Here is a 6,843-nt window from a genome sequence, read left to right as displayed (position 1 = left end):
ACCCTTGATTTCATGCTGTCCGCGAAGCGAGATACCGCGGCGGCCAAGAAATTTTTCGCCAATGCGCTGTATCACAACGGTATCCCAAAACGGGTCACTATTGACAAAAGCAGGAGCAACGCGGCCGGGATCAAAGAGATCAACAAAATTCTCAAGCGATTGCAGATACCGAGTAAGATTGACACTGTCAGATCAAAGTACCTAAACAACATTATCGAGCAGGATCACCGGTTCATCAAACGGCTGACGAGGCCGATGCTCGGCTTCAAAAGCTTCGTATCAGCAGCAGCGACACTTGCAGGCATCGAGACCGCCAACATGATCCGCAAGGGCCAGCTTGGGCGTTCAACAAGCGGATTCCGTCAATTTGCAGAGCTCGCTGGATAATAGCGGCCAGTCAAAACGATAGCTTTGCACTACGCCAAATTTTGCGACAAAGCCACATGACCCCGTAAGAGGCGTTGAAGAGTTCGGTTAGCCCGCAGCGACGGCCCACAGCACAATGGTCACGATGTGCCAACAGAAGAAGTTGATGTACTCGGCCCGGTCTTCCAGCGTTGAGGCCAAAAGTGGATCCGCAACTTCGGGCGTGCCAACAAACGTATGCAGGGCCGCAAGGGCCGCTGCCCCAATCCCAGTGCCAAGGTGGATTTTGTTCATGTCAGACTTCCTTGCGATAATAGGTTTCTGTGGCCTGTGCCGTCGGTTCGCGCCACTCCTCGATCAACACAACGCTGTCTGCATTCGTTAAAACCTTTTGTGACAAGAACCCCTGATGCCCGCGACGCGCGGTGATGGTTTTCATAAGCTGATCAGACAAGGGTCCCACAAGCCGGGTCTTGGTCACGACGATTGGGGTTTTAGATTGTGCCAACACCTGCATCGGCGCGACCGAAACCGCAGCGCTTGCTGCGATCATGGTCAATGCATCCCGACGGGTTGGCAAAGAGCCTTTTAGCGCGTTCATATCGCCACGCGCTCATAATATTGCACATCGGGCGGGCCGTTCATGAAAGACAACAGCTGTTCCATAACGCCATTTTCAGTGATGGACGCAATATAGGCCTGATGGTGCGCGCGTGATTTCCATTCTTCGAGGATCAGCAGCTTGTTGGTCTCTTCATCAAACAGGATCGATACGGACAAAGCCCCTTCAAACCCACGCACCGCGGGCAGCTTCGCCTCCAGGAACAGCTGCAAATCCGCATAGGCGTTTTCCTGAACGACCAGCTCCAATGTTACCCAAATACTCACATTGATCTCCTTGGTTGTGTGCGTGTTTTTTACGTCGACACAATTTTTGGAAATACGCGCACTGTAGTAAAAATGCCGGATATCGCGCGTGATCTGGGGCAATCTGTCGTCTGGTGCGATAAGGCAGAAACTGGCATCCAACCCAAAAGAGGCAAGCGCGGCATGGCATCCAGAACACATCAAACATTGTCGGATCTTGGGGCGGATGGAACCAACAGCCTAGTTATTCCGCAAGGATTACATGACTTCGTGGATGCACAGGTGGTCATGGAACACGGGCAACAAGCGATCTTTCACAAACGTATCCTGTCTAGCGCCTTTGGTGTGGAGTTTTACAACAGTTGCCCCTGCCTAGGGTATATCATCAAAGGCGAAGAGGTGTTTATTACCCCTACTGGGGAAGAGATCACGGTTGGCGCTGGAGAGATGGTCTTGCTGCCACGGGATGTCTTTATGGTGACTAACTTTTCAGGTTCGGATGGACCGCTGGAAGCGCTGTTGTTCTTCTTTGATGATACCGTGATCCGCGAGTTTGAGCGGCAAAGCCCGGGCCATTCTGCACATCCCACGTCACGTATCGGTGCCTATAAAATTGACCACCATAACAGCCTGAACGGTTTCATGCGCTCGATGATCGACATCTATAAAACCATCGACGGGACACGCGAGTTATTGCACACCAAGCTGATGGAATTGTTGTTTTTAATCGCAGCGGAAGACGAACCCATGCGCCTCAGATCATTTCTGCATGAAAACTGCTCTGATAGCGGAAAACGCAATATTCGCCACCTGATGCGGGAACATTGCGCCCATAACCTGAGCGTACATGACTATGCGCATTTATCTGGGCGTTCCGTGTCTGCCTTTAACCGCGAATTCAAACGACAATTTGGCGTTGCCCCCAGCAAATGGTTGATTGAACAACGCCTGACACGCGCACGCGACGCCGTGCTATCAACCGATGCATCGATCACCGAAATAGGCTTTGAGATTGGATATGAAAGCACATCCCACTTCATAGCCCAGTTCAAGTCGATGTTCGGAACAACCCCCAAACGATTGCGTTTGGAGCAGCTTTAGCTGGTTACAGCAACCATGCCGAGAACGTGTCATCTGCCCTAAGCAGCAGATGAACAGATCCATCAGGGCATCGATCACGTCGACCGAAATCAGCTTGCGCTTCACTCCAATCGCCAGGCACTCCCTGCTGTGCTCATCAAGGATGTTCAGCGTCCGGAAGGCATTGCCATCATCGGTTCGACTAAGCGGCGTCCACCCAGAAACCGATGCTCACCTCTGCTGGCGCGCTGGCATTCAACCACCCAACACGCTATTTGCTGGTGATCGCAAAGACGGCCTGATCCACACCTTTGACTTCAGCGATCTGGTTGTGGATCAGGCTAGCTTTCAGCTTAGCCGCAAATAGGCATTTGAGTGGCGCACGATCTTCAACAAACTGGACGTTGAAATGACGGGGCTCCTGAAGGTCGAGACGCATGACTTCGTCACTAATGCCTTGTTTGTGCATAAACCCGCTAAACAGGTAGCTCTGTCCGTGTATCGCGACGAGGGACTTGACGCCGAGGCTGTGATAGTTGTCGTGTGCATTGGTGCACTGGAATTTATTGATCTGGCTTCAGCCGAGAATCCCTCGATGAGCATTGGACCTGCCCCAACGGCCGGCGCCTTTGAATTTGACACGCCGAATTAAGTTTCGGGGCACGCCACTCGCGAAAGTCAAGCTGCAGAAACCACCCATGAGCTGTTCGTTTGTCAAATGGCAGTCCGCGACTTCTTTGCATAGCACTAGGATAAAAAAGTCTAATATTACAAATTGATAGGTGTTTCGGGCACGCATCTGGAAGGGTGCAAAATCCTGGTTGTTTCAAGCCCACCATAAAGACCGGGAACACGGCATGTATTGACAAAACGCGATTTTGGACTACGCTTAGATCAACTACTGACCTTTGTCAGACGGCATCCAAGCCCTGCATCTGTCCTGAATTTCGGGGCTATGATGCGGGGCTTTTTTGTTTTGGGAGGAGCAAAAGGGCCAATGCGAAAAACGATTAAACTAGGCATTCTGTTTTCCCGCAGTGGCAGCTACGGTAGCCTGTCAAGCGCCAGCAGGCGAGGCGCACTATTGGCAATCGACGCCATAAATTCTGACGAATCCTATGACTTTGTTTTTGAAACCGTCGATCGTGATCCCAAGGGTAACGTCGACCTCTACGCGCCGCTTTGCGAAGAAATCCTTGAAGAGAAATCCGTCGCCCATGTCATTGGCTGCGTCACCAGTTGGAGTCGGAAAGATGTCATTCCGCTTCTTGAGCGATATGGCGCTACGCTATGGTACTGCCTACCTTACGAAGGGTTCGAGGCCTCTGATCACGTCGTCTACACACACGCCTGTCCCAACCAGCATTTACTTCCTCTTCTTAGTTGGGCACTGCCACGATTTGGAAACCGTGGATATCTTACCGGGTCCAACTACATTTGGGGCTGGGAAGTAAATCGCGTTGCGCGCGAGATTATTCTCGAAGCTGGCGGTGATGTTCTCGGCGAACGCTACCTTGCGCTGAACGACATCAGCATTGGGCATATGATCGAGGAAATTCGGGCGACCCGACCGAACTTTGTATTGAATTCGCTGGTTGGCGCATCGTCTTACACGTTTTTGAAAGCTTTTGCCGAACTCGCCAAAACTGATAGCTTTTTCACCCCTGATAACTGTCCCGTTCTGTCGTGCAATCTGACGGAAAGTGAATTTGTTGAAATTGGCGCTGCGGCAGAGGGGCTTATCTCAGCGGGTCCATATTTTCATGGTGCGCGGGGATGGCCATGTCACGGGGTTCGCAGCTTTGAATCTTCTTTTGAAGCGGCTTCATGGGCCGCGGTTATGGAACTTGCAAAGCTCTTGCAAGCAAACCCAGGGGCGGAATCTGCGCCCATTTCAAAGTTGCTGAGCGTCAACACGTACAGAACAATGGTTGACACTGAAACACATCACACCGCCTTGCCTGTTCTAATCGCTCAGGTCAAAGACGGCGCCTTTCAGGTTCTTGAACAGTGGCAAGACATACCCGCCGATCCCTATCTATCTCATTCGGAGCGCCGCACTGATACCCGCCTTCCAAGATTGCAGATTGTCAAATGATGATACGGCTACATATCCCTGATCTTAGCAAGCTGCGGGTTGCTATATTGCATCGTCCACATGCAACAGTCCAATCCTTGCGCCGACAGTGCAAACCCATTGGTCTGGACGTTTTTGATTGTTGGCCTGAATTGCCCCCGAAAGCATTGGCAGCGGATTTCGTCTTTTTTGACGCGGATATGGGCTATGATGCTCAGTTTCCCTGGAACACAGGTGAAGCCCCAATGCCGATGATTGCCTTGATCGGCTCCGAAGCGCCTGGGCGGATTGAATGGTCTCTATCGCAAGGGGCCGATGCTCAAATACTTAAACCAGTGGGCGATGGCGGCGTCTTTAGTGCACTCTTGATCGCTCGCCGGGCTTTTGAGGTGCGCCAGCAGATGCGTGACGAAATTTGTGTTTTACGTGGAAGATTGTCTCAGCGTCAAACCGTAGTACAGGCAGTGACCCTACTTGCAGCAGCCGGTCGTAGTGAAGACGAGGCTTATGCGCAACTGCGGCAGTTGGCGATGGCGCGGCGTGAAACAATGGAAGACGCGGCGCACAGAATTGTTCTTGCAGCTCAAAGTCAAGGAGGGCTTCATGGCAAACTCGGTAAGCACTGACCCGGATATCCCGACAACGATTGAACCTGGCGTGATTGCACAATTTGCACGTCGAAAGCTCGCCTTATTTGGTCTCTTTTTAGTTCTAATGACACTATGTGCCGCGATCTTTGCACCGTGGCTCACAGCGTTTGACCCAAATGAGCAGATGTTCGACGGACTGACACTTCAAGGTGCCCCGATGCCGCCAGGTGAGCAGTTTGTGCTTGGTACTGATCTGTTGGGGCGCGACCTGCTGACCAGGATACTTTACGGCGCACGAACCTCGTTGATCATCGGCGTAGCTGCAAACGGTTTAGCACTGCTAATTGGTACAATTATCGGTGTAACAGCGGGGTATTTTCGCGGCTGGATTGGAAGTGCGTTGATGCGCATGACTGATTTGATGATGGCGTTCCCTGCGTTATTGCTTGCGATCTGCCTGGCGGCAATTTTCCAGCCATCGCTTTGGATAGTAGCTCTGGTGATCGCAATTGTTTACTGGGTTCAAACGGCGCGCGTTCTGTATGCAGAAACCGCATCACTTGCGCAGCGTGAGTTCATTGCCGCTGAGCGAACTCTTGGTGCGGGTCACTTGCGCATTCTGCTCAAACATATCCTACCGCACCTTGTTCCCACCATCATCGTATGGGGCACACTTGGTATTTCCACCACTGTTCTGCTCGAAGCAACGCTTAGCTTTCTGGGAGTGGGCGTACAACCACCAACGCCAAGCTGGGGCAATATCATCTTTGAAAATCAAACCTATTTTCAAGCAGCTCCGTGGCTGGTCTTCTTCCCCGGCCTTGCAATTGTGACACTGGCGCTTGCGTTCAACCTTGTTGGTGATGCTTTGCGCGAAATTTTGGACCCCACTCAAAGAGGACGCGACTAATGGCCGGTTTTGTCTTGCAACGCCTATTTCAGTCCCTGCTGATCCTGCTTGGTGTATCCATAATCACATTTGTGCTGCTTTACTGGCTGCCTGCGGATCCTGTTCGGCAAATCGCAGGTCGATCTGCAACGCCACAAACCGTAGAAAATATTCGCCAGCAACTGGGTCTTGATCAACCTTTATGGGCGCAATACTGGCGTTACCTGACCGGCTTGGTACAGGGTGACTTGGGGCGCTCCTACCTGCAGAAGACTGAAGTCAGCACGTTAATCGCATCCCGACTTCCCGCATCACTTCTGCTTATGGCGGGTGCCATTTTTGCAGAGCTGTTGATCGGATTGAGCATGGGAATTATCGCGGCCCTGCGACGCGGTACCACCACAGACCAATCGCTGATGATCATCTCTTTCATCGGCGTTTCGGCGCCTCAGTTCGTTGTTGGTCTTCTGTTACTCTACGTCTTTGCGGTTCAACTCGGATGGTTCCCAATTGGCGGCTATGGGACATTTTCACATCTTGTGTTGCCGTCCATGACGCTCGGAATTCTTGGTTCTGGTTGGTATAGCCGAATGATGCGATCCTCGATGATCGAAGTTCTGCGGCAGGACTATGTACGTACGGCCCGTGCCAAGGGCCTAACCCGAGTTCGCGTTATTTTTCGGCACGCCTTACCCAATGCGATCCTGCCAATCGTTGCAATGATTGGCATCGATATCGGAATTTTCATGGGTGGGATCGTAGTTGTTGAAAGTGTCTTTGGCTGGCCGGGAATTGGCCAACTTGCATGGCAAGCGATCCAACGTGTCGACATTCCGATCATCATGGGCGTGACTTTGGTTTCGGCCACTGCAATCGTAATCGGCAACCTGCTGGCTGACCTTATCAGCCTTTTGATCGATCCCCGCATCCGAACACGATGACAACCACCACTCACCAATAAAGAAGTCTTCAAT

10 protein-coding genes and 1 pseudogene are annotated in these 6,843 nt (G+C 51.8%); 7 read left to right on the top strand and 4 right to left on the bottom strand.

From position 1 onward, the window contains the following. On the top strand, nucleotides 1–387 hold a 387-nt coding region (locus tag BLU89_RS19740), incomplete at its 5' end, for a DDE-type integrase/transposase/recombinase (protein WP_143030635.1). A gap of 87 nt (nucleotides 388–474) precedes the next feature. On the opposite strand, the gene BLU89_RS19735 is transcribed toward BLU89_RS19740, so the two are convergent. From BLU89_RS19735 to BLU89_RS19725, 3 genes are read right to left on the bottom strand one after another with little or no spacing between them, the layout of a single operon-like run. Beyond that, nucleotides 475–660, bottom strand: coding sequence for a hypothetical protein (locus tag BLU89_RS19735; RefSeq protein WP_074739229.1), 186 nt, complete (start codon nucleotides 658–660; stop codon nucleotides 475–477). A gap of 1 nt (nucleotide 661) precedes the next feature. Beyond that, nucleotides 662–967, bottom strand: coding sequence for a hypothetical protein (locus BLU89_RS19730; RefSeq protein ID WP_074739227.1), 306 nt, complete (start codon nucleotides 965–967; stop codon nucleotides 662–664). Then, entirely contained in the window at nucleotides 964–1,254 is a 291-nt protein-coding gene (locus BLU89_RS19725) for a putative quinol monooxygenase (RefSeq protein ID WP_074739225.1), read from the bottom strand. Before BLU89_RS19725 ends, BLU89_RS19730 begins: the two co-directional genes overlap by 4 nt. Nucleotides 1,255–1,416: 162 nt before the next feature. On the opposite strand from BLU89_RS19725, the gene BLU89_RS19720 reads away from it, so the two are divergent. Further along, nucleotides 1,417–2,334, top strand: coding sequence for an AraC family transcriptional regulator (locus tag BLU89_RS19720; protein WP_074739247.1), 918 nt, complete (start codon nucleotides 1,417–1,419; stop codon nucleotides 2,332–2,334). A gap of 48 nt (nucleotides 2,335–2,382) precedes the next feature. On the opposite strand, the pseudogene BLU89_RS21410 reads toward BLU89_RS19720, so the two are convergent. Further along, nucleotides 2,383–2,514: pseudogene (locus BLU89_RS21410) on the bottom strand (IS3 family transposase); the annotation flags it as partial. 208 nt (nucleotides 2,515–2,722) lie between these two features. Between BLU89_RS21410 and BLU89_RS19705 the strand changes: the two are divergent. The 5 genes from BLU89_RS19705 (at nucleotide 2,723) to BLU89_RS19685 (ending at nucleotide 6,810) form a co-directional block, all read left to right on the top strand. Continuing rightward, nucleotides 2,723–2,965 carry a hypothetical protein gene (locus tag BLU89_RS19705; RefSeq protein WP_143030634.1) on the top strand — a complete coding sequence of 81 codons (243 nt, stop codon included), beginning with the start codon at nucleotides 2,723–2,725 and terminating at the stop codon, nucleotides 2,963–2,965. A gap of 210 nt (nucleotides 2,966–3,175) precedes the next feature. Further along, the gene (locus BLU89_RS19700; protein WP_245709805.1) at nucleotides 3,176–4,411 is read left to right on the top strand and encodes a transporter substrate-binding protein; all 1,236 of its coding nucleotides are present in this window, start codon (nucleotides 3,176–3,178) and stop codon (nucleotides 4,409–4,411) included. Beyond that, on the top strand, nucleotides 4,408–5,016 hold the full coding sequence (locus tag BLU89_RS19695; RefSeq protein WP_074739217.1) for an ANTAR domain-containing response regulator: 609 nt from the start codon (nucleotides 4,408–4,410) through the stop codon (nucleotides 5,014–5,016). Before BLU89_RS19700 ends, BLU89_RS19695 begins: the two co-directional genes overlap by 4 nt. Beyond that, on the top strand, nucleotides 4,967–5,890 hold the full coding sequence (locus BLU89_RS19690) for an ABC transporter permease (RefSeq protein ID WP_425441420.1): 924 nt from the start codon (nucleotides 4,967–4,969) through the stop codon (nucleotides 5,888–5,890). Before BLU89_RS19695 ends, BLU89_RS19690 begins: the two co-directional genes overlap by 50 nt. Then, on the top strand, nucleotides 5,890–6,810 hold the full coding sequence (locus BLU89_RS19685; protein ID WP_074739213.1) for an ABC transporter permease: 921 nt from the start codon (nucleotides 5,890–5,892) through the stop codon (nucleotides 6,808–6,810). The genes BLU89_RS19690 and BLU89_RS19685 overlap by 1 nt, the downstream gene beginning before the upstream one ends. The last annotated feature ends 33 nt before the right edge of the window (nucleotides 6,811–6,843 follow it).

The sequence above is a fragment of the Ruegeria halocynthiae genome, from assembly GCF_900106805.1.
Taxonomy (GTDB): Bacteria; Pseudomonadota; Alphaproteobacteria; order Rhodobacterales; family Rhodobacteraceae; genus Ruegeria; species Ruegeria halocynthiae.
Note: the sequence above shows the minus strand (reverse complement) of the source record. Positions and strands in the feature narration are given on the sequence as shown.

Coding starts and splice junctions, on each gene's coding strand:
- BLU89_RS19705 (WP_143030634.1), top strand. CDS start 2,723: ATGACGGGGCTCCTGAAGGTCGAGACGCATGACTTCGTCACTAATGCC.
- BLU89_RS19720 (WP_074739247.1), top strand. CDS start 1,417: ATGGCATCCAGAACACATCAAACATTGTCGGATCTTGGGGCGGATGGA.
- BLU89_RS19695 (WP_074739217.1), top strand. CDS start 4,408: ATGATGATACGGCTACATATCCCTGATCTTAGCAAGCTGCGGGTTGCT.
- BLU89_RS19685 (WP_074739213.1), top strand. CDS start 5,890: ATGGCCGGTTTTGTCTTGCAACGCCTATTTCAGTCCCTGCTGATCCTG.
- BLU89_RS19735 (WP_074739229.1), bottom strand. CDS start 660: ATGAACAAAATCCACCTTGGCACTGGGATTGGGGCAGCGGCCCTTGCG.
- BLU89_RS19730 (WP_074739227.1), bottom strand. CDS start 967: ATGAACGCGCTAAAAGGCTCTTTGCCAACCCGTCGGGATGCATTGACC.